Genomic DNA, 18,580 nt, shown 5'->3' with positions numbered 1-18,580 from the left:
TCCCTACTGGTAAGAAGATCGCTGGCGCGTCGGGAACAGCCTTTCGCGACGGGTCGTTCGATCGAGCATGCCCGAGCTTCCGGAAGCCGAGACCAATCGCCGCCGTCTGGAGAAGCACTGTCTTCACCGCACGATCGAGGCGGTCGAGCTTGGCGACGACACGAGCTACATCGAGCTTCCCGGCGATAACGAGCGCGGGCGACTGGTCGGGCGGCAGTTCACCGAGACCCGCCGCCACGGCAAGCTCATCTTCGCTGGATCGAAAACCGGTCCATGGATAGGCGTCCACCTAGGCATGACCGGCAAGCTCCTCCCGTTCGACTCCAGCGAGGACGAAGCGCCCGACTACACCAAGTTCCTGATCCGCTTCGAAGGCAATGCGCGTCTCGCCTTCCGCTGTCCGCGCAAGCTCGGATGGGTGCGCGTCGTCGACGATCCCGATGCGCATGTCGCGGAAATCGGGTTCGGTCCCGACGCGATGCAAATATCTGAAGCGGATTTTCGTGACGTCATCGGCTCGACCAATGGCACCATCAAAGGTGCCCTTCTGGCCCAGCGAAAGCTGGCAGGAATCGGCAACCTGTGGTCGGACGAAATTCTTTTCCAGACAGGCGTACACCCCTCCACGACCGCGTCGGACTTGTCCGATGCGAAGCTCGGCGCGCTCTACGAGGCCATGCACGACGTGCTGACTAGCGTCTGCGATACCGACGCGACCTATTCGAAACTACCGGACGACTGGCTGATCCGGCACCGCAAGGATGGCGCGGACTGCCGCCGATGCGACGGGACCATCGTTAAAAAGAAGGTCGCCGGTCGCTCGGCCTATTTCTGCGATACGCACCAGCCGACTTGAGCCTGTCGCCTTTCCTTTCTAGGCCGACAGCAAGACCGTCCGGCTCCTGAAGGGATTTTTCTGCGTGTCCACCAAGTTCGAAACCCGCCTTGCGCTCTCGCGTCGCCATGCCCTCCAGGCCTTTGGCGCCTCGGCCGTCACCGGTCTGTTGCTGTGCTCGCCCACGCGACTCATCGCCCAGCCCGCTTACCGCCAATATCCCTTCCAGCTCGGCATCGCGTCCGGCGATCCCTCTTCCGACGGGTTCGTGATCTGGACTCGGCTCGCGCCCGAACCCTTCGCCGAGGATTACGGAATGCCGATGGCGGCGGTCGAAGTGCGTTATGAAGTGGCCGAAGATCGCGGCTTCCAGACCATCGTCCGCCAGGGCACCGCGCTCGCGCGTCCCGAACTCGGGCATGCCGTCCATGTCGAGCTGAACGGTCTCCAGCCCGATCGCGACTATTTCTATCGCTTCTCCTCGGGTGACGAGCGCACCTACCGCGGCCGCGCCCGCACGACCCCTGCGCCCGGCGCAAGCGTCGATCGACTCAAGTTCGCGGTCGCCGGCTGCCAGAACTACGAGGAAGGCTATTTCACCGCCTATCGCCACCTTGCGGAGGAGAACCCCGACTTCGTCTACTGCTATGGCGATTACATCTACGAATATCGCGATGCGCGGGTTCGCAGCTGGCAGGGCCCGGTGGAGAGCGTGCGCCGCCATTACGGACAGGAAGTCTTCTCGATCGGCGACTATCGCCGTCGGTACGCACAGTACAAGATGGACGTCGACCTCCAGGCGGCCCATGCCGCCGCGCCTTGGGTTTGCGTGTGGGACGATCACGAGATCGAGAACAATTGGGTCGGCCATATCGACGAGGAGAACATCCCGTCCGCGATCTTCCGCCTGCGTCAGCAGATGGCGATGCAGGCCTATTACGAGCATATGCCGCTACGTCTCTCCTCGCTGCCGGTCGGCGCATCGATGCAGATCTACCGGCACATGCCGTGGGGCGATCTGGCGGACGTCAATTTGCTCGACACCCGCCAGTTCAGGACCGACCAGCCGTGCGACGACATGTGGGGTGCCTCGTGCGACGAGATCCGCGCGCGCGATGCCGACGTATTGGGCGAGCGCCAACTCGACTGGCTCCTCGGCAACATGGGCCGTTCCGAAGCGACATGGCAGGTCGTCGCGCAGCAGATCATGATGATGGACCTCGACCGCAAGCCCGACGAGCCGGGGCTGCAGGTCAATGCCGACAGCTGGGCAGGCTATCTCGTTCCGCGCCGCCGTTTCCTCGAGGAAATCCAGCGCCGGGGCCTCGACAGCACGGTCGTGCTCACGGGCGATGAGCACCAGCACTTCGCCGGCAATCTCTACCGTGACGGCAGCGATCGGTCGGGCGCGCCCATCGCGACGGAATTCGTGGGCACCTCGATCACGTCGGGAGGCGACGGCATGCTCCAACGCGGCGACATGGTGGAGATCCAGGCGGCCAACCCGCAACTCGTCTACAACAATTACCAGCGAGGCTATCTGCTCTGCGAAGTTACGCCCACCCAATGGACGACCCATCACAAGGTGCTCGACCGCGTCAGCGAGAAAGGATCGGCAGTCTCTATCGCGCGCAGCCTCGCCGTCGCGCCGGGGCGGCCCGGCGTGCAGGACGCCTAGGCGACTTTGCGCTTGTCCTCGAAATCATCGATCAGCCGGTCTCGTCCGGCATCCTTGGCGTCGTAGAGCAGCCGGTCGGCCCGTAGCATGGCGGTGTGAACGGTCTCGTCCGCACGCCAGCGGGTGGCACCGATCGAGACGGTCACCTCCACGTCTTTCTTGCCCACTCCTGCGAGGTTGCGAAGCATCCGACGCAGGTCGTTCGACATCAGCGCGACATCCGCATCGCCTTCGCTGCCCACGATTATCGCGAACTCCTCTCCCCCGAGCCGTGCCGTCGTGATGTCCTCATACTCGCTCGCCACCGTATCGAGCGTTTTTCCGATATGTTCGAGCACCCGATCGCCGAAGGCATGGCCGAAGCGGTCGTTGACGGACTTGAAGCAGTCGACGTCGAGCAGCAGCAAATGGTACGCGCTCAGCGCATCGCGGGCGCGCTGGATGCGCCGTGCCTCGACTTCGAAGGAGCGCCGGTTGCGCAGGCCGGTCAGCTGGTCGTAGTGCGCCAGCCTGTCCGCGATCGCCAAGGCCTCGGAAAGCTCGACATTTGCGCGGCTAAGGGAATGGGCGAGCATCGCATTGTCCGCGAAGACCGAGCCGATGTGCTGCTGCTGCCGTTCGACATGCACGGCGAACAGGACCACCATCAGAAAGCCGAGCAGCGCGGCCAACAGCGGAAGAAACCCAAGGGTCGGGCTCACGAAGAGAAAGTAGCCGACCGCGCTTGCGAGAAAGGGCGCGATGAAAGACCATAAGGCGCGTCTCGTTCCCACGATGGTGTTGATGACCGAAGCCACGCCAATCAGTGCGATCGAGAAAAGCGCCTGCGACGCGAGAGTCGCAATTTCGTTTGCGGGGACACACCAGAGCAGAAGCGACCAGCTCACGCCCGCGAACACCAGCGTATTCGACCAGTCCTTCAACGCGACCGCATAATCCCCCTCCCCCTCGACGTCGCGTAGCAAGCGCCTTCCACGGTGATAAACGATGCCAATGGATGCCAGCCGCGCCACCAGTGCGATCAGCAGCATCGGCCAATAGTCGACCACCAGCAGCAGGAGAGAAGCCATTCCCATGACCGCCAGGTTGATCGCAAACGACCCCTGTGCGCGCATGATCATCGCTCGCATCATTTCGCGCTCGGCATTGTGAATGACGGGCACAGGGGTGGAAGATTCTATCATAGAGTGAATGCAATTAACCCGAAACAATGAACGATGTTTTACCGACGGGCCTCTTGTCGAAAGAGTCTGTAAAGCAGGCGTCGCGCTTGATAAGGGCGCCGCCATGAAGATCAACATGTCCCTGCTGCCCGCACTGGCAGCCCTTACCCTCGCCTCCTGCAACGCCGAACCTGCTACGGGAGACTTCGAAGTTTCCGATGCCTGGGCACGCGCGACCGCTCCGGGCCAGTCCAGTGCCGCTGCCTATCTGACGCTCACCAACGAGACTGGAGCCGACGTCCGGCTGATCGGAGTGTCGACGGACATCGGCATGGCCGCGCTCCATCGCACCCAGATCGAAAACGGGATCGCCTCGATGCGTCCTGTCGAAGGAGGTATCAACATCGCCGCTGGCGGCGACGAGCGCCTCGAACCGCAAGGCGATCACATCATGATCATGGGTCTTGAAAAACCTCTTGAAGCGGGGGGAAGCTTCACCGTCACGCTCGATTTCGAAGGTCCTGAAGATCGAGACGTCGTAGTGAACGTCGTGGAACCGGGCGCCCGCTGATGAAGCGTGTGCGCATCTTTCTTTGGCTGGCCGTTGCCTTGGCCGCGCTGGTGGGTGGAGCACTCTATCTCAATGCGCCGCGCCCCGGCGAACTGCCGATGAACGTCTCGCGCCCCGATCCTGACGCGAAGCTGTCGATTGGCGGGTCCTTCGAGCTCGAAGGGCCCGAAGGAGCAACGTTCACGCAGGCCGACCTCGAAGGACGGCCGAGCGCCGTCTTCTTCGGCTTCACCCACTGTCCCGATGTCTGCCCCACGACCCTGTCGACACTCGTGCGCCTTCGCCGCGACCTCGGCCCCGAAGATGCGTTCGACATCCTCTTCATCACCGTCGATCCCGCGCGCGACGGTCCGGAGGAAGTGGGGCAGTATGCCGGCCTTTTCGACAGCCCCGTCATCGGGCTTACCGGAAGCGAGGCCCAGATCGCGCAGGCAAAAAAGAGCTTCGGGGTCGTTTCGCAGCGCGACGGCGAGGGCGAGGATTACGACGTCCAGCACACGGCGACTGTCTTCCTGATGGATGCCGACGGCAATTTCCAGTCGACCATCAGCCCGGAGGAAGCCCCGGCGATGGCCCGTGCAAAGCTCGAGCGACTGATCGGCTAGTCGGGGGTTCGCGCGATCAGCGCGCGAAGCGCGTCGATCGATTCCGGCTCGTCGAACGACGGGGCGTGGCCGACGTTCGGAACGTTGACCAGCCGGGCGTGTGGGAGATGTTCGATCATCCGCTGTGCCACACGCTCCGAGAAAAGATCGCTGAGTTCGCCGCGCAGGATGGTAACAGGTGCATCCTTCAGCCCGTCGAGCAGGTGCCAGGCGTCCATCGGCGCGCTGTCCGAACCGGCCACGACATTCTCGCCGATCCTGAGATCGTAGTTCGATCGCACGCCCTTGCCGCCCTCGTGCAGCACGCGCCGCGCGAAGACTTCCCACATCGCCTCGTCCCACTGCGGGTAGACGTCGGCCATGCCTTCGGAATAGCCCTTCGCCGCCGCCGCATAATCGGGGAAATCGACGCCCTTCGCGACATAGGCACGGATGCGGTCCAGACCGGTGGTTTCGAGCTCGGGCCCGATATCGTTCAGCAATGCAGCCGCAATCCGCTCGGGCTCGATCGAAGAGAGCAGCATCGTCACGATCCCGCCCAGCGAGGTGCCGACGAAGATCGCATCGGCAATGCCGAGCTGGTCGAGCAGCTTGAGCACGTCCTTCACATAGGTTTGCGGCTCGTAGCGCGACGGGTCTGGGTCGAAATCGCTCATACCCCGCCCGCGAAAATCGACCGCGATGACGCGATGCTTCCCCGCGAACGCCGCCGCCACCGGCTCGAAATCGCGATGGTTGCGGGTCAGTCCCGGAAGACACAGGATCGGCGGCCCTTCCAACGGCCCGTCATAATCGCGGTAGTGGAGTTTCAAACCCTCGGGGCTGTTCCAGAAGCGATCGCGGTATTTCGGTTCATTGTCGGCCATTGCCGCTTCCCCCTATCGGTTCGCTTCTCTATCGCCAAGCCATGTCTGCTTCGCCCGATTATCGCCCCGACCCGAAGATCCTCGAACTCGGCCCGGACTTTTACGACGCGGTAGCGCCGGCGACGTTCCCCGAGCATCGCCTGCGCTTCGCCAATCACCGCTGGGCCAAGCGAGTCGGCCTCGGGCATTTCGTCAAAGCGCATTGGGAACAGCATTTCGCCCGTTTCGAGGCGCTGCCCGACAATCTGCCGGAGCCGCTTGCGCTTCGTTACCACGGTCATCAGTTCCGTCACTACAATCCCGACCTCGGCGACGGTCGCGGCTTCCTGTTCGCGCAGCTGCGCGACGATGAGGGACGTCTTCTCGATTTCGGCACCAAGGGCTCGGGCCAGACCCCCTACAGCCGTCAGGGCGATGGGCGACTAACGCTGAAGGGCGGCTATCGCGAGATCCTCGCGACGGAAATGCTGGAAGCGCTGGGGGTGCACACATCCAAGTCGTTCGCGCTGTTCGAGACGGGAGAGTCGCTATGGCGCTCCGATGAACCCTCCCCGACCCGCTCCGCCGTCCTTACACGGCTCGGCCATGGCCATATCCGCATCGGCACCTTCCAGCGATACGCCTTCCACCGCGACACCGACGCGATCGGCAAGCTCGTGCGCTACTGCCTCGAGCATCTCTACGGCGAGGAGCTGTCCGACAGCGTCGCGAACAATGCCGCACGCCTCTTCGCGCTCGTCGGCACCGCCACCGCCCGCCTTGCCGCCTCGTACATGGCCGCAGGCTTCGTCCACGGCGTCCTCAACAGCGACAATATCGCGATCACGGGCGAGAGTTTCGACTATGGCCCGTGGCGCTTCACGCCCTACTGGAACGATGCCTTCACCGCCGCCTATTTCGATGGCGAGGGGCTGTACAGCTTCGGTCGCCAGCCCGAAGCGATCCAGTGGGACCTCGCGCAACTCGGCGGCGCCCTCGGCCTCGTCACGGGGCACGAGCATCTCAACGCCGTCCTCGCCGACTGGGCCGATGAATTCGACGCCGAACTGACCGCAGCGCTTCTCCGCCGCCTCGGCGTGCGGCAGATGTCCAAATCCGACGATACCGCCCTGGCCCGCGGCATCGTCGCGGCACTCACGACGCAGAGCGTGAAGATCGACCGCTTCTTCTTCGATTGGAGAGGCGGCTGTGTGCAGGGCGGCGATCGATACGACGCGGGCGAATTCGAAGCGCTGAAAGCACTGCTCGATGGCCGCGCCAATGCCGCCGCCCGCGAGCATCCCTACTGGGCTGGCGAAGCCCCCTGCTCGCTCCACATCGACGAGGTCGAAGCCCGTTGGGACGCCATCGCGGAAAAGGACGACTGGCAGCCCTTCGAAGCCAAGATCATCGAGATCCGCCGCATGGGCGAGGCGATGCGCGCGGGAATGCCTGCCTAACTGCGACTTGACCGCGTCCCAAGACCCTGCGAGCCACCATTTCCATGTCGATGCAATCAATCGCGCCCGCGACGGGCGATGTCATCTGGAACGGCGAGGAGGGCGATGCCTCCGCCGCGGTCGCCACCGCCCGCAAGCACTGGGCAGACTGGGCCACCACCAGCTTCTCCTTCCGCGCCGAGGCGCTGCGCCGCTTCGCCAATGTCGTGCGCTCGAAGGAAGATACGCTGGCGGGTCTGATCGCATCGGAAACGGGCAAGCCCATGTGGGAGGCACGCACCGAAGCGGGCGCGGTCGTGGGCAAGGTCGATATCTCGATCAACGCCTATTCGGAGCGCACGCCCAACACCAAGGCCGAAGGGGCGATGGGCTCCAAGGTCGCGGTGCGCCACAAGCCGCACGGCGTGATGGCCGTGCTCGGCCCCTATAATTTCCCCGCGCATCTGCCGAACGGACACATCGTCCCCGCGCTGCTGGCGGGCAATGCGGTCGTCTTCAAGCCGTCCGAAAAAACCCCGGCGGTCGGAAAATTCCTCGTCGATTGCTATCACGAGGCGGGCATTCCAAAGGACGTCCTGCATTGCGTCCAGGGCGGCGTCGAGGTCGGCAAGGCGCTGGCTTCCGACGACGGCATCGACGGGCTGCTCTTCACCGGTTCCGCGCGCGGCGGACGGCTGCTTGCGCGCCAGTTCGCCGACAAGCCGCACAAGATCCTCGCGATCGAGGCGGGCGGCAACAATCCGCTGGTTTCGTGGGACGTCGCCGACATCCACGCCGCCGCCGCCATCATCGTGCAGTCCGCCTTCCTGTCCGCAGGCCAGCGCTGCACCAATGCGCGCCGCCTGATCGTCGAGGACGGCCAGCACGAGGCATTGATGGGCGAGGTGCTCAAACTCGTCGACCGGATCATCGTCGGCGCGCCCAACGACAAACCCGAGCCGTTCATGGGCCCGCTGATCGACAATGACGCCGCCGACATGGTGCAGGACCAGTATCTCGATTTGCTGTCGAAAGGCGGCAAGGCGATCCGTCCGCTCGTCCGCGAGGACGAGGAGAAGCCGTTCCTCTCGCCCTCCATCGTCGACGTTACCGACAGCTTCCAGCGTCTGGACCAGGAGATTTTCGGTCCCGTGCTCCAGCTTGTGCGCGTTCCCGATTTCGACACTGCGATCGCGGAAGCGAACAACACGCGCTACGGCCTCGCCGCCAGCGTGCTCACCAAGGACCCGGCGAAATACGACAAGTTCTGGGCCAACTGTCGCTCCGGCGTCATCAACTGGAACAAGCCTACTAACGGCGCGCCCTCGTCGGCCCCGTTCGGCGGCATCGGCCTGTCCGGCAACCACCGCCCCAGCGCCTTCTACGCGGCGGACTATTGCGCCTACCCCGTCACCAGCGTCGAAAGCGACCTCTGCCGCGCCACCATCGCGCAAGGGCTGAGCGATCCGCTGATGCTGGAGGATTAGAGGCGACGCCTTCGACGCCGCCCCTCGTAACCCTCAGTCCATCAACTGCTGCATGAGATACACGAACCGCATCGCCGTCTGCTTGGCCTGCGCTTCAGGGTCGCGGCCCGACGAGTGGCCGCCCGCGGTTTCCTCGTAATAATAATAGGGCTGGCCGTTGGCACTCATCCGCGCTGCTGCCTTGCGGGCGTGCGCAGGGTGGGTGCGATCGTCGGCAGTCGAGGCGTAGTAGAGCGGCTTAGGAAATTCCTTGCCCGGCACCAGGCGCTGGTAGGGCGAGTAGCCCTCGATCCATGCGCGCTGTTCGGGAATGCGCGGGTCGCCATATTCGCCGATCCACGAGGCGCCCTTGCCGATCTCGTGGTAGCGCAGCATGTCGAATAGCGGCACCGCCACGATCGCGGCATTGTAGAGGTCGGGACGCTGGGTGAAGGCCGTCCCCACCAGCAGCCCGCCCTGGCTCCCGCCGTAGATACCGAGGTGCTCAGGGCTGGTCAGACCACTGTCGATCAGCGCTTCGGAGATGGCGATGAAATCGTCCCACGTGCGCTGCTTGCTTTCGCGGATGGCGCTCTGGTGCCAGTCGGGACCATATTCGCCCCCACCGCGCATGTTGCCGAGCACATAGGCCCCGCCACGATCGAGCCACAGCTTGCCGGTCGCGCCGAGATAGCTCGGCAGCATCGAATTCTGGAAGCCGCCATAGCCGTAGAGCAACGTCGGCGTGGAGCCGTCCATCGCCGTGTCCTTGTGACGGATCACGAAATAGGGAATGCGCGCGCCGTCCTTGCTCGTCGTGAAATGCTGTTCGGTGACATATTGGCTTCCGTCGAACCGCGCGGGAGAGCGCTTGAGCACTTCCATGTTCCCCGCATCCCCATCGTAGAAATAGGTCGTCGTGGGATTGAGGAAGTCGGTCGAGTAGACGAGCAGCTCGTCTTCGGTGTCCGAACTCGAGCCGAACCCGAGCGTCGCATTTTCCGGAAGGTCGAGCTTGGCGCTGGTCCAGCCGTCCTCGCCGTACGTGTAGCGGTAGGCGCTGCCGGTCACGTCCTCGAGAACGTTGAGATAGACCGCATCGCGCGTCGCGCCGCCGCCCGACAGGGTCTGCCCCTCGCCCGGCTCCCACAACAATTCCCACGTGACCGCATTGGGGTCGGCGAGGAAAGCGTCGAGATCGGTATGCAGCATCGATCCGGTCTTGAAGTCGCCCCAGGGTTCGCGGAGCGACAGGAGCATCCGGCCGCTCACCGGGCCCGAGAAGCTCGATTTTGCCGGCAGATCGAGCCGCTGCCACTCGCCGTTCTTCATCCAGAACTGCGCGCGTTCATGGAAGGAAAGGCCGCGCTGTGCGGTATAGCCGAGCACGTTGCCGTCCCAGTCGCGAAGTACGCCCGCGCCGGCCGACACGTCCTTGGGCTCGCCGCGAAAGATTTCGACCGCTTCGTCCAGCGACTGGCCGCGCTTCAGGCGCTTGGTGACGTACGGATAGCCGCTCTCGGTCACCGTCCCCTCGCCCCAGTTGCGGGTCACCAGAAGCGTGTCCTTGTCGACCCACGTGATGAACTGCCGATCCTCATCGAACGCGAACCCGCCCTCGACGAACTTGCGCTCGACCATGTCGAACTCGCGGAACGTGCTCGCATCCTTGCCGCCGTCGGACAGGCTGATGAGGCAGTAGCGACCTTCGGGCGCAAGGCAGGTCGATCCGGAATAGACCCAATCGCGCCCCTCTTCCTTCGCGAGAGCGTCTACGTCGAGAATTGTCTCCCATTGCGGATCGTCGGTCCGATAGCTTTCCATCGTGGTCAGGCGCAGCAGGCCCTTCGGATTGGCCTCGTCCTGCCAGAAGTTGAGCAGACCGTAGGGCGCGATCGAGACACCCGGCACGCGGTCGTCGGCGGTGAAGATCGCATAGGCCTCGGCGCGCAATTCCTCGAATCGCGGATCGGCGAACAGGATCGCTTCGGTCTTGGCATTCTCGGCCTCGACCCATTGCATCGCCCGGTCGGACCGTGCCTCCTCGAGCCAGATGAACGGGTCTTCCATCACCATATCCTGTGCCTGTGCTTGGGCCTGAACGGCCGCGGGCATCGCCACGCAGATCGCGCTGGCAGCCATGAGAAAAGTCTTGAGCATGATCGTCCCCTCGTGAATCTCTTGATGCGACCGTGCGGACGGGGCGGAATATTGCCAGCGCATTTTCGACAAACGGCCTATCCGCGCCGTTCGGGGGCGTAGGCCTCGTCCATCGGCGCGTCCTTGAAGCGCGTGGTCTTGGCGTCGAACAGCATCTTCACGCGTCCCGTCGAGCCGTGGCGCTGCTTCGCGACGATCAGTTCGGCGGTGCCGTAGACCCGCTCCATTTCTTCCTGCCAGATGGCGAAATCGGGATGATCCTCGCTCGGCTGGCGCATCATCACGTAATAATCCGGTCGGAAGACGAACCACACCATGTCGGCGTCCTGTTCGATCGAGCCCGACTCGCGCAGATCCGAGAGCAGCGGACGCTTGTCCTCGCGCTGCTCGACCGCACGGCTGAGCTGCGAGAGCGCCACCACGGGCACGTCCAGTTCCTTCGCGAGCTGCTTCAATCCGCGCGAGATTTCCGAAATTTCCTGTACGCGATTATCGTTGGACGAGCGCCCCGAGCCCGACAGCAGCTGGAGATAATCGACGACGATCATCCCGATGCCTTTCTGCCGCTTCAGCCGCCGCGCGCGGGTACGAAGCGCCGCGATGGTGAGCGCGGGCGTATCGTCGATGTAGAGCGGCAGGCTCGCCAGCTCCGCCGACGCGCGCGCCAGCGACTGGAATTCCTGCTTCGTGATCTTGCCCATGCGCAGGCTTTCCGCGCTGATGCCCGACTGTTCGGCGAGCACACGCGTTGCCAGCTGGTCGGCGCTCATCTCCAGGCTGAAGAAAGCGACCGGCGCACCGACGCGCTTCTTCTCCTCGATCCCATCCCTCTCGTCCTGCACCCACCGCTGCGCGGCGGAGAAGCTGATGTTCATCGCCAAGGAGGATTTGCCCATGCCGGGGCGTCCCGCGAGGATGATCAGATCCGACTTGTGCATCCCGCCGACCTTGGCGTTGATCCCCTCGATGCCCGTTGTTATCCCCGAGACGTGTCCGCCCGATTTCAGCGCTTTCTCGGCCTGGAAGATGGCCTCCTTCGACGCCTCGCCGAAGCTCTTGGCCTTGCCTTCCGCTCCGCCCTCTTCGGCGACGCGATAGAGCGCGGTTTCGGCCGTCTCGACCTGGTCCAGAGGCGCGACGTCCTCGGAGGTATCCATGGCGCCCTCGACCATATCGCGCCCGACGCCGATGAGCGCACGCAACAGCGCGAGATCGTAGATTTGCTTGGCGAAATCGCGCGCGCCGATGACGCTCGCCCCCGAACCCGTCAGCTTTGCGAGATAGGCGGGCCCGCCCACTTCCTTCATCGCCTCGTCGCCGTCGAAGAGCGGCTTCAGGGTTACCGGCGTGGCGACCATGCCCTTGTCGTGCATCCGCAGGATCTGCTCGTAGATCCGACCGTGAAGCGGCTCGTAGAAATGGTCGGCGCGCAGGCGCATCTGCACGTCCTCGACCAACCGGTCGTCGATCATCAGCGCGCCCAGCAGCGCCGCCTCCGCCTCGACGTTCGACGGCAGAATCTGCGGTTCGGGAGAGCCCGTGCTCTCGCTCATCTTGATCACTTCGGCCATGATCTCGTTTCTAGCACAACTTTCCCGCCTGTGCGGGGGTTGGAAAATTTGATGGTGGGCAAGCTGTGGAAAACAACGCTACGCAAGCGTCATGAGCATCCTGTCCGACAAATGGATTCGCCAGCAATCCCAAGAAAACGCGATGATCGAGCCGTTCGTCGAGGCCCAGCGGCGCGAGGGCAATATCAGCTACGGCCTGTCGAGCTTCGGTTACGATGCCCGTGTCGCCGACGAATTCAAGATCTTCACCAACATCGACAATGCCGTCGTCGACCCCAAGGATTTCGCCGCGACCAGCTTCGTCGATCGGCAAACCGACGTTTGCGTCATTCCACCCAACAGCTTCGCGCTCGCGCGCACGGTCGAATATTTCCGCATTCCCGACGACGTGCTCGTCATCTGCCTCGGCAAGTCGACCTATGCCCGCTGCGGGATCATCGTGAACGTCACCCCGCTGGAACCCGGCTGGGAGGGTCATGTCACGCTCGAATTTTCGAACACGACCCCGCTCCCCGCCAAGATCTACGCCAACGAGGGCGCCTGCCAGTTCCTGTTCCTCCAGGGCAACGAGCGACCCGAAGTGACCTACGCAGACCGTGCTGGCAAATATATGGGCCAGCGCGGCGTCACGCTGCCCCGCCTCTAGAATGAAAAAAAGCCCCGGCGCGAACCGGGGCTCGATGGGTCCGAAAGACCGGTCTCAGGCCTCGTCGACGATCTCGGCGGCGGGCCCGTTTTTCAGAATGCTTTCGATAGCATTCTTGGCCGACGCCTTCGAGCTGTAGCCCTCGGTCGTCCAGATCTTCTCGCCATTGTACATGAACGCGACGCGCGTCTCGCCGCGCTTGTCCTTCCACATGTGGAACTTGTGCGCCATCGATCATCTCCCGGCTGATGAGTGGGAGCCCCAGCCTGTCGGTCGGGAGGCGGGGCGTCAACCGCCCTTCTTGCCGCCCTTGCGCCGTCCGCCGCCATCCTTCTTGCGGGCACGCGAGCCCGTCCGCCGATCGTCGCGACGCTTCTTGCGCGGCCCGTCCTGACTGTCGCCGCCGTAGCTGCCCTCCGGCAGTTCGAAGCGCAGCGCGCCTGATACCGGATCGGCTTCGACCAGCTTCAATTCGAGCTTCTGCCCACCGACGAACTCGTCGCCGCTCTTGTCGCCGATCAGCGCCTGGCGCTTTTCGTCGTAGCGGAAATATTCGCGGCCCAGCGTCTTGGCGAGCACGAGGCCGTCACCGCCCAGATCCTCGACCGTGGCGAAGAAGCCGAATGGCTGGACGCCGGTGATCCGCGCCTTGACGATCTGGCCCACGCGGTCGGCCAGATAGGCGGCGACATAGCGGTCGACCGTGTCGCGTTCGGCCTCCATCGAGCGGCGCTCGAGCCCCGAGATGATCTCGCCGATCTTGGCGAATTCGGCGGCGTCATTCTTGGCGGTGCCGCCCGGCCCGAGATTGTAGCTCTCGACCAGCGTCCGGTGGACGACAAGGTCGGCATAGCGGCGAATGGGCGAGGTGAAATGCGCGTAGCTGCCGAGCGCCAGCCCGAAATGCCCCAGCGGTTCGATGCCGTAGCGCGCCTGCATCTGGCTCCGCAGGATCTGAATGGTGATCTCGTGGACGTTCTCGTGATCGGGGCCGATCTTGTTGAGGATGGCGTTGAATGTCTTGGGCCGCACGACCTGTCCCAGCGCGAACGAGATATCGAACGTGTCGAGATAGTCCTTGAGGCCGGTCAGCTTCTCGCGGTCGGGCGTCTCGTGGATGCGATACATCACGGGACGCTTCTTCTTCTCGATAGCCTTGGCCGCCGCGACATTGGCGAGGATCATATAATCCTCGACCAGCCGGTGTGCGTCCAGTCGCTCACGCGCCGCCACCGAGGTAATGCGCCCCTTCTCGTCGAGTTCGACGCGTCGTTCGGGCAGGTCCAGCTCCAGCGGCTCGCGGGCATCGCGTGCCTGTTTGAGCACGGCCCACGCCTGCCACAGCGGCTTCAACGCCGTGTCGAGAATTTCCTGCTCGACACCCGTTTCCTCGCCGTCGATCGCGGCCTGTGCGTCCTCGTAGGCGATGTTCGCCGCGATCCGCACGCGCGCGCGGCTGAAGCGCTGCGACTTGATGTTCCCACCGCTGTCGACGGTGATGTGCGCGACCATCGCCGCACGGTCGGCGCCTTCCTTCAGCGAGCAGATGCCCGCCGACAGTTCCTCGGGCAGCATCGGCACGACGCGGTCGGGGAAATAGGTCGAATTGCCGCGTTTCAAGGCCTCGCGGTCGAGCTCGCTGCCGGGGCGCACGTAGAAGCTGACGTCCGCGATCGCGACGACGATCTTGTAGCCCCCGGGGTTCTTTTCGTCATCGTCGGGTGCCGCCCAGATGGCATCGTCATGGTCGCGCGCATCGACCGGGTCGATCGCGACGATCGGCAGATGCGTCAGGTCCTCGCGTTCGCCCAGATCCTGCTTTGCGACCTTCTCGGCCTCCTTGAGCACTTCGTCGGGAAAGCGATTGCGGATGCCGTACTTGTGGATCGCGATCAGCGAAAAAGCCTTCGGCGCGAACGGATCGCCGAGCACCGCATCGACCTTGGCCTTCTTCACCCGGCCCTTGCCGAACGGTTCGGCCAGCACGAGGTCGCCGACGTCCGCGTCGCCGAGGTCGGTCAACTCGAAGACGTCGCGCACCTTTTTGTCGATCGCCGCGAGGAAGAAGCGCGAGCCTTCCTTGCGCACCACGCCCATCAGCATCTCGGCCGAACGAGCGAGCTTCTTCATGACGTGCGCGACCTGGCCGTTACCGCGCTCTTCGGTGCGCGCGAGCACGCGGTCGTTGACCGACAGCGCGCTGCTCTTGCCGCGCTCGAGAATCCGCAGTCGCGGCGGCTTGCCTTCGGCCTGCCACTGCTCGGGTTCGGCGAGCACCTGCCCGTCGTCGGTCGAGACCACTCGCAGTACGGTCACCCGCGGTACGCCACCCATCTTGTGGAAAGCGCGCCCCGGGGAATGGTCAATCAGCCCTTCGTCGGCCATGTCCTTGAGCAGGGCCTTGAGCGCGATCTTGTCGGGTCCGCGAAGCTTGAATTCCTTCGCGATCTCGCGCTTGCCGACGGCGGTGTCGGCGCGCTCGATGAAGTCTAGGATCTGTTGTTGAGTCGGAAGCCCCTGCGGCGTCTTGCGGCGGGGCGATTTGCGTTTCTTTGGTGTATTCATTCGCCCCCCAGATGGTGTCGCTGTGCCGCGAAAGCAAATCTACTCGTCGCCGGCCCGTTCGACGGGCGCGAAATCGCCCCCCGGTACGGCTGAAACGACGGGGCTGTAGAAATGGTCCGCGCTGGCCGCCGCGACGCCGAACATCCAGTCATCGACACGCACGCCCTCGAGCACCAGTTTGCATTGCCCCTCGGCATTGCAGTTCGCCGCATCGGCGCGCGCATGCTCCTTGCCCCAATTGCTCGCGTCGGTGCGGCGCCACACGACCTTGTAATGATGCGCGCTCGGCACCGCATTCCACGTCAGCGTCGTATCGGTCTGCACCGCGCCCGCTGCTTCCACGCCCATCGGCGGCGGCGGGGCCTTCGCCAGTGCCGCCAGCGCCGCGGTGTTGAGCCGTGTGGCCTTCGCCATGTAGGCAAAATCCAGTTCGTCGATCACGTCACCGTAGAAGGTCCCGTCCTCCGTCCGCACGTCCTGATGCTGGTGGTCGTAATCTTCCACGGGGACCGTCACGCGGACCGCCGGATAGCCGGCCTCCAGGAAGCGGATATGATCGCCGCCCCGGCCCCAGCGGTCGGTTCGCCACACCTGCCGCACGTCGAGGCCGACATCCACCTTGTCGGCGAGATCGTCGAGCCACCGCGACAGGTTGCGGCTGGGTGCATCGTTCTCGCCGCCCAGCCGGTGCATCGCGGCGCGCATCGCCTCGTCGTTGCCCTGCCGCCGCGGCCCTTCGGAAAAGACACGGATGACATCGGGCTCGCAAATGCCGTCCGATCCGCAATTGGCGCCGATCATGTCGTTGTTGAGGTTGGCGATCACGTTCCAGCCTTCAGCCTTGGCATAGTCGGCGAGGATCCTCGCGCCCACCAACCCCTGCTCCTCGCCGGTCAGCGCCGCGATGATGATCGTGCCATCGAACCGCTCGTCGGCCAGCAGCCGCGCGACTTCGAGGCCACCAGCGACTCCGCTCGCGCTGTCGTTGGCGCCCGGCGCGTCGGCGGTGGAATTCATGACATCGCTCACGCGGCTGTCGAGATGCGCGGTGAAGATGACGACGTCATTGGGGCGGCTCGTCCCGCGCTTGATGCCGACCGCGTTGCAGACGCGCGTCGCCGTCGGGATGCGCGGCGGCACCGTGACTGTGTCGCACACCTTGACGGGTTCGAGCCCGATCCGCCCCATCTCGCCCAGTACCCAGTCGACGGCCGCGCCCACGCCCCGCTCGGGATCGTCCTGGCTCGACAGCGTGTGCCGCGTGCCGAAGCCGACCATCGCCTCGAGATCGGCGCGCAGCCGCGCCTCGCTGACGTCCGCCGACAATGCCGCGAGCCGTGCGGCATTGTCTGCATGGTGATCTTCTTGCCCCTCATGGTGGTGATCCTGCGCGACAGCCGGAGTGGCAAGCAGGGCGGCAAGCGAAACGGACAGGATGCGCAAGGCGTTTCTCCAACGAGAAGTTCATGCCCCCCGCCTTTCCAAGCGCGTATCGCTCCGGTAGGCAGCGGCCAAATTTTCAGGAGAACCGACCATGCGCAGCATCGACCACTTTATCAATGGCAAGGCCGTCTCGTCCGGCACCCGCAAGCATCCCGTCTGGAACCCGTCGGAAGGCAAGCAACAGGCCGAAGTGGGATTGGGTGACGCCGATCTGCTCGCCCAGGCGGTCGATGCCGCCAAGGCCGCCCAGCCCGAATGGGCCGCGATGAACCCGCAGAAGCGGGCGCGGGTCTTCTTCCAGTACAAGGAGCTTGTCGAAGCCGAGATGGACAGCCTTGCCGAACTGCTCGCATCCGAGCACGGCAAGGTCGTCGCCGACGCGCGCGGCGACGTGCAGCGCGGGCTGGACGTCATCGAATTCTGTTGCGGCATCCCGCATCTCATGAAGGGCGACTACAGCCAGGGCGCGGGCCCCGGCATCGACGTCTATTCGATGCGCCAGCCTATCGGAATCGGCGCGGGCATCACCCCGTTCAACTTCCCCGCGATGATCCCGATGTGGATGTTCGGGCCCGCGATCGCGGCAGGCAATGCCTTCATCCTGAAGCCCTCCGAGCGCGATCCCAGCGTCCCCGTCCGCCTCGCCGAACTGATGGTCGAAGCGGGCCTTCCCGACGGCATTCTCAACGTCGTCAACGGCGACAAGGAGATGGTCGATGCCATCCTCCACAATCCCGACATCGCGGGCGTCAGCTTTGTGGGCTCCTCTGCCATCGCCGAATATATCTACTCGACCGGCACGGCCAACGGGAAGCGTGTCCAGGCCTTTGGCGGCGCGAAAAACCACGGCGTCGTCATGCCCGACGCCGACCTCGACCAGGTCGTCAACGACCTGACCGGCGCGGCCTTCGGGTCGGCGGGCGAACGCTGCATGGCGCTGCCCGTCGTCGTTCCCGTAGGCGAGGACACCGCCGAGCGTCTGCGCGACAAGCTCATTCCTGCCATCAAGGGCCTGCGTGTCGGCGTATCGACCGATGACGAGGCGCATTACGGCCCCGTTGTCACCAAAGAGCATCGCGCCAAGGTCGAAGAGTGGATCGGCAAGTGCGAGGCCGAGGGCGGCGAGCTCGTCATCGACGGGCGCGGCCTCGAACTGCAGGGCACCGACGGCTGGTTCGTGGGCCCCACCCTGTTCGACCATGTCAAATCCGACATGGAGAGCTACAAGGAAGAGATCTTCGGCCCCGTTCTCCAGATCGTGCGCGCCAAGGACTTCGAGGAGGCCGTGCGCCTGCCGAGCGACCACCAGTACGGCAACGGCGTCGCCATCTTCACCCGCAACGGACACGCCGCACGCGAATTCGCCAGCCGGGTGAAGGTCGGGATGGTGGGCGTCAATGTGCCGATCCCCGTACCCGTCAGCTACCACACCTTCGGCGGATGGAAGCGTTCGGGCTTCGGCGATGTGGGACAGCACGGCACCGAAGGTGTCCAGTTCTGGACCAAGCGCAAGACCGTCACCCAGCGCTGGCCCGACGGCACGGCCGATGGCGACAACAAGGATGCCTTCGTCATTCCCACGATGGGCTGATC

15 protein-coding genes are annotated in these 18,580 nt (G+C 64.3%); 8 read left to right on the top strand and 7 right to left on the bottom strand.

The genetic code is table 11. The features are described from left to right. Nucleotides 1-67: 67 nt before the first annotated feature. Both WJS89_RS11165 and WJS89_RS11160 read left to right on the top strand, forming a co-directional pair. Nucleotides 68-856, top strand: coding sequence for an Fpg/Nei family DNA glycosylase (locus WJS89_RS11165; protein WP_346341014.1), 789 nt, complete (start codon nucleotides 68-70; stop codon nucleotides 854-856). Nucleotides 857-920: 64 nt separating this feature from the next. After that, nucleotides 921-2,513, top strand: coding sequence for an alkaline phosphatase D family protein (locus WJS89_RS11160; protein WP_346341013.1), 1,593 nt, complete (start codon nucleotides 921-923; stop codon nucleotides 2,511-2,513). Here the strand turns inward: WJS89_RS11160 and WJS89_RS11155 are convergent. After that, on the bottom strand, nucleotides 2,510-3,676 hold the full coding sequence (locus WJS89_RS11155) for a GGDEF domain-containing protein (RefSeq protein WP_346341012.1): 1,167 nt from the start codon (nucleotides 3,674-3,676) through the stop codon (nucleotides 2,510-2,512). The genes WJS89_RS11160 and WJS89_RS11155 overlap by 4 nt on opposite strands. A 124-nt stretch (nucleotides 3,677-3,800) precedes the next feature. Between WJS89_RS11155 and WJS89_RS11150 the strand changes: the two genes are divergently transcribed. Then, nucleotides 3,801-4,247 (top strand): copper chaperone PCu(A)C, encoded by a 447-nt coding sequence (locus tag WJS89_RS11150; RefSeq protein WP_346341011.1) that lies wholly within the window; start codon nucleotides 3,801-3,803, stop codon nucleotides 4,245-4,247. Continuing rightward, complete coding sequence (locus WJS89_RS11145; protein ID WP_346341010.1) at nucleotides 4,247-4,852, top strand: SCO family protein; 606 nt, start codon at nucleotides 4,247-4,249, stop codon at nucleotides 4,850-4,852. Before WJS89_RS11150 ends, WJS89_RS11145 begins: the two co-directional genes overlap by 1 nt. Here the strand turns inward: WJS89_RS11145 and WJS89_RS11140 are convergent. Further along, on the bottom strand, nucleotides 4,849-5,718 hold the full coding sequence (locus WJS89_RS11140; protein ID WP_346341009.1) for an alpha/beta fold hydrolase: 870 nt from the start codon (nucleotides 5,716-5,718) through the stop codon (nucleotides 4,849-4,851). The two genes, WJS89_RS11145 and WJS89_RS11140, sit on opposite strands and share 4 nt — an antisense overlap. Before the next feature lie 41 nt (nucleotides 5,719-5,759). Between WJS89_RS11140 and WJS89_RS11135 the strand changes: the two genes are divergently transcribed. Together WJS89_RS11135 and astD are read left to right on the top strand one after the other, a co-directional pair. Further along, a complete protein-coding gene (locus tag WJS89_RS11135; RefSeq protein WP_346341008.1) occupies nucleotides 5,760-7,157 on the top strand; it encodes a protein adenylyltransferase SelO family protein in 1,398 nt (465 codons plus the stop codon). Between the two features lie 38 nt (nucleotides 7,158-7,195). Continuing rightward, a complete protein-coding gene (astD, locus tag WJS89_RS11130; protein WP_431994018.1) occupies nucleotides 7,196-8,623 on the top strand; it encodes a succinylglutamate-semialdehyde dehydrogenase in 1,428 nt (475 codons plus the stop codon). Between the two features lie 33 nt (nucleotides 8,624-8,656). On the opposite strand, the gene WJS89_RS11125 is transcribed toward astD, so the two are convergent. Together WJS89_RS11125 and WJS89_RS11120 are read right to left on the bottom strand one after the other, a co-directional pair. Further along, the gene (locus WJS89_RS11125; RefSeq protein ID WP_346341006.1) at nucleotides 8,657-10,762 is read right to left on the bottom strand and encodes a prolyl oligopeptidase family serine peptidase; all 2,106 of its coding nucleotides are present in this window, start codon (nucleotides 10,760-10,762) and stop codon (nucleotides 8,657-8,659) included. A gap of 77 nt (nucleotides 10,763-10,839) precedes the next feature. Beyond that, entirely contained in the window at nucleotides 10,840-12,333 is a 1,494-nt protein-coding gene (locus WJS89_RS11120) for a replicative DNA helicase (protein ID WP_346341005.1), read from the bottom strand. A 91-nt stretch (nucleotides 12,334-12,424) separates the two neighbouring features. Between WJS89_RS11120 and dcd the strand changes: the two genes are divergently transcribed. Then, on the top strand, nucleotides 12,425-12,979 hold the full coding sequence (dcd, locus tag WJS89_RS11115) for a dCTP deaminase (protein ID WP_346341004.1): 555 nt from the start codon (nucleotides 12,425-12,427) through the stop codon (nucleotides 12,977-12,979). 54 nt (nucleotides 12,980-13,033) lie between these two features. Here the strand turns inward: dcd and WJS89_RS11110 are convergent, their stop codons facing one another. From WJS89_RS11110 to WJS89_RS11100, 3 genes are read right to left on the bottom strand one after another with little or no spacing between them, the layout of a single operon-like run. Beyond that, on the bottom strand, nucleotides 13,034-13,210 hold the full coding sequence (locus WJS89_RS11110; protein ID WP_346341003.1) for a YegP family protein: 177 nt from the start codon (nucleotides 13,208-13,210) through the stop codon (nucleotides 13,034-13,036). Between the two features lie 57 nt (nucleotides 13,211-13,267). Then, nucleotides 13,268-15,544: a ribonuclease R gene (gene rnr / locus WJS89_RS11105; protein ID WP_346341002.1), complete on the bottom strand. Its 2,277-nt coding sequence runs from the start codon at nucleotides 15,542-15,544 to the stop codon at nucleotides 13,268-13,270. 39 nt (nucleotides 15,545-15,583) lie between these two features. Continuing rightward, a complete protein-coding gene (locus WJS89_RS11100; protein WP_346341001.1) occupies nucleotides 15,584-16,987 on the bottom strand; it encodes a M20/M25/M40 family metallo-hydrolase in 1,404 nt (467 codons plus the stop codon). 91 nt (nucleotides 16,988-17,078) lie between these two features. Here WJS89_RS11100 and WJS89_RS11095 point away from each other — a divergent pair, with 91 nt between their 5' ends. After that, entirely contained in the window at nucleotides 17,079-18,578 is a 1,500-nt protein-coding gene (locus WJS89_RS11095; protein WP_346341000.1) for a CoA-acylating methylmalonate-semialdehyde dehydrogenase, read from the top strand. Nucleotides 18,579-18,580 lie beyond the last annotated feature (2 nt).

This window comes from Sphingomicrobium aquimarinum (genome assembly GCF_039655735.1).
Taxonomy (GTDB): Bacteria; Pseudomonadota; Alphaproteobacteria; order Sphingomonadales; family Sphingomonadaceae; genus Sphingomicrobium; species Sphingomicrobium aquimarinum.
Note: the sequence above shows the minus strand (reverse complement) of the source record. Positions and strands in the feature narration are given on the sequence as shown.